Here is a 2,844-nt window from a genome sequence, read left to right as displayed (position 1 = left end):
GTACGCCTCCGGCGAGGGCCGCCTTGCGCGAGCATGGCATGGTAGCGAGGCTGCGCTCTTAAGGTCGTCCTTACGAGCGTAGTTAGCAGCACAGCATGAGCCATGTGACGTTATTGACCGGGCCTGAGCGTCGTCGTCGTTGGAGTGAAGAGGATCAGTGCCGGATACTGGCCGCGGCATTCGCGCCCGGGTCCACGGTGGCGGCGGTGGCGCGTCAGTATGATGTCGCGACCAGCCTGATCTATAAGTGGCGCCGCACGATGAGAGCCCGCGAGACGGGCTTTGCCGAAGTTGTCGTGGTTCCCGACGAGCCTGTCGCCGCTTCGGTGCCGGCGGCGCCACCAGCGGTGATCGAGCTGGAGATCGCCGGCAAGATGCGGCTGCGGATTCCGCTGAACACGCCGCCGACACTGGCGGCGGCGATGGTGAAGGCGCTGGGCGTTTGATGATCCCGGTTCCGAGCCAGGTGCGGATCTGGTTGGCGGTCGGCCGGACCGATATGCGTCGCGGGATGCAAGGCCTGGCTCTGCAGGTTCAGGAGACGTTGGGCCGGGATCCGCATGCCGGCGATCTCTATGTCTTCCGCGGCCGCAGCGGCAATCTGATCAAGATTATCTGGCATGATGGGCTCGGCATGTCGCTGTATGCAAAACGGCTCGAGAAGGGCCGGTTTCTATGGCCGTCGCCGGCGGATGGCACGGTTTCCATATCACCGGCGCAGCTCGCCTACATGCTCGACGGGATCGATTGGCGCAACCCGCGTCACACCTTCCGCCCTGAGCGCGCGGGCTGAGTTTTTCTTTGAGTTTGCGCCATTTTCCGCGAGTCAGCGGAGGCGTTTTATGATTCACTCCAGGGCATGGTAGCCACCGCCCAGGATGCTGTTCCGGACGATATCGGCGCGCTGAGGGCAGCGCTGGCCGCGGCGCTGGCCAGAGCCGAAGACGAGGCCGCGCGCGCCGCGCTGGTCGAGGCCGAACTGGCGGTCGCCAAGGCCAAGGCATCGGATGATGCGGCGCTGATCGCACACCAGGATCTGACGATCCGGAAGCTGCAGCGGGCGCTGCATGGTCAGAGTTCTGAACGTTCCGCCCGCCTGCACGAGCAGATGGAGCTCACCTTCGAGGAGCTCGAGAGCACGGCGACCGAAGACGAGATCGCCGCCGAACAGGCCGCGGCCCGGACCACCGAGGTGGCGCCTTATGTGCGCAAACGACCGGCGCGCCAGCCATTTCCCGAGCATCTGCCGCGCGCACGCGTGGTCGAGCCGGCACCGGCCGCTTGCCATTGCTGCGGCGGTCATCGGCTGCGCAAGCTGGGCGAGGATATCACCGAGACGCTGGAGGTGGTGCCGCGGCAATGGAAGGTGATCCAGCACGTGCGGGAGAAGTTCACCTGCCGCGACTGCGAGGCGATCAGCCAGGCTCCGGCGCCGTTCCACGCCACCCCACGCGGCTGGGCCGGTCCTGGCCTGCTGGCGATGATCCTGTTCGAGAAGTTCGGCCAGCATCAGCCGCTCAACCGCCAGGCTGAACGCTATGCCCGCGAAGGCGTGCCGCTCAGCCTGTCGACGCTCGCCGACCAGGTCGGCGCCGGCGCTGCGGCGCTGATGCCGCTGTTCAAGCGGCTCGAAGCCCATGTGCTGGCCGCTTCACGTCTGCACGGCGACGACACGACGGTGCCGGTCCTGGCCAAGGGCAAGACCGATACCGGCCGATTATGGACCTATGTGCGCGATGACCGACCGTTCGGCGGCGCCGACCCGCCGGCGGCGGTGTTCTATTATTCCCGCGATCGCCGAGGCGAACATCCCGCGGTGCATCTCGCCGGCTGGAGCGGCATCCTGCAGGCCGATGCCTTTGGCGGTTATGGCGATCTCTATGCGACGGGTCGTCAGCCGGCGCCTGTTCTGGAAGCCAGCTGCTGGGCCCACAGCCGGCGCAAAGTGTTCGAGCTGGCCGATGTCGAAGCAGCGGCGCGCAAGAAGGCGCGCGGCGACAAGCCCAACCTGGTCTATCCGCTCGCGGTTGAAGCCGTGAAGCGCATCGATGCCCTGTTCGATATCGAGCGCGAGATCAACGGCCTGTCGCCGGCCCAACGCCACGCCGCGCGCCAGGAGCGGAGCGTGCCGCTGGTCACCGAACTCGAGCGCTGGATGATCGAGACGCGCGACAAGCTCTCGCGCGGACACGATCTGAGCAAGGCCTTCAACTACATGCTGCGCCGCTGGTCGTCCTTCACCCGGTTCCTCGACGATGGGCGCATTTGCCTGTCGAACAATGCAGCCGAGCGAGCCCTGCGCGGCATCGCTCTCGGCAGAAAGTCATGGCTGTTCTGCGGGTCCGATCGCGGCGGACAGCGCGCTGCCGTTCTCTACAGCCTGATCGCCAGCGCCAAGTTGAATGACATCGACCCTCAGGCCTGGCTCGCCGATATCCTGGCGCGCATCGCGGCCCATCCAGCACAGCGGATCGATGATTTGCTGCCGTGGAATTGGAAATCCGCAAAACTGCGGACCCAGCCAGCGGCGGCCTGATCATGCAACGCAATAAGGTGCATCACGTCTCCACCGTCGAACGTGTCGCCAGCGACCTCGGCGTCAGCGAAGCGCTCATCCAGGACCTGACCCTCGGTCTCGAGCCCGAGGACGGCGTCATCTGGGTCTACGGCGCCAACGATGACGACGGAATCCTGGCCTTCACCGATGAAGGCATCGAGGAGGTCAAACTCCTCCTCGAAGAATATCATCGCCTCTCACCATCGAAACCTTGACCCAGCACCGCAGTGGGTCAGGGGCTCATGGCAGCCGGATACGCACGACTGCGGTCTTCGCCGGATGGCTAC

4 protein-coding genes are annotated in these 2,844 nt (G+C 65.6%); all 4 read left to right on the top strand.

Features of this window, described 5'->3' with window-relative positions; genetic code table 11:
* Window positions 1-95: 95 nt before the first annotated feature.
* The 4 genes from tnpA (at window position 96) to O7A05_RS33905 (ending at window position 2,772) form a co-directional block, all read left to right on the top strand.
* Entirely contained in the window at window positions 96-446 is a 351-nt protein-coding gene (gene tnpA / locus O7A05_RS33920) for an IS66-like element accessory protein TnpA (RefSeq protein WP_040988570.1), read from the top strand.
* Window positions 446-793, top strand: coding sequence for an IS66 family insertion sequence element accessory protein TnpB (gene tnpB / locus O7A05_RS33915; RefSeq protein ID WP_040988572.1), 348 nt, complete (start codon window positions 446-448; stop codon window positions 791-793). Before tnpA ends, tnpB begins: the two co-directional genes overlap by 1 nt.
* A gap of 66 nt (window positions 794-859) precedes the next feature.
* Window positions 860-2,536 (top strand): IS66 family transposase, encoded by a 1,677-nt coding sequence (gene tnpC, locus O7A05_RS33910; RefSeq protein ID WP_337097761.1) that lies wholly within the window; start codon window positions 860-862, stop codon window positions 2,534-2,536.
* A 2-nt stretch (window positions 2,537-2,538) separates the two neighbouring features.
* Window positions 2,539-2,772, top strand: coding sequence for a hypothetical protein (locus O7A05_RS33905; RefSeq protein ID WP_337097759.1), 234 nt, complete (start codon window positions 2,539-2,541; stop codon window positions 2,770-2,772).
* The last annotated feature ends 72 nt before the right edge of the window (window positions 2,773-2,844 follow it).

Source organism: Mesorhizobium argentiipisi (SeqCode), from assembly GCF_037179585.1.
GTDB classification, from domain to species: Bacteria; Pseudomonadota; Alphaproteobacteria; order Rhizobiales; family Rhizobiaceae; genus Mesorhizobium; species Mesorhizobium argentiipisi.
The sequence above is the reverse complement of the archived record's forward strand: the minus strand, read 5'-3'. Positions and strand labels throughout refer to the sequence as shown.

What these genes read in the sequence shown, in the direction of transcription:
- tnpB (WP_040988572.1), top strand. Translation starts at nt 446, where the DNA reads ATGATCCCGGTTCCGAGCCAGGTGCGGATCTGGTTGGCGGTCGGCCGG.
- tnpA (WP_040988570.1), top strand. Translation starts at nt 96, where the DNA reads ATGAGCCATGTGACGTTATTGACCGGGCCTGAGCGTCGTCGTCGTTGG.
- tnpC (WP_337097761.1), top strand. Translation starts at nt 860, where the DNA reads ATGGTAGCCACCGCCCAGGATGCTGTTCCGGACGATATCGGCGCGCTG.
- O7A05_RS33905 (WP_337097759.1), top strand. Translation starts at nt 2,539, where the DNA reads ATGCAACGCAATAAGGTGCATCACGTCTCCACCGTCGAACGTGTCGCC.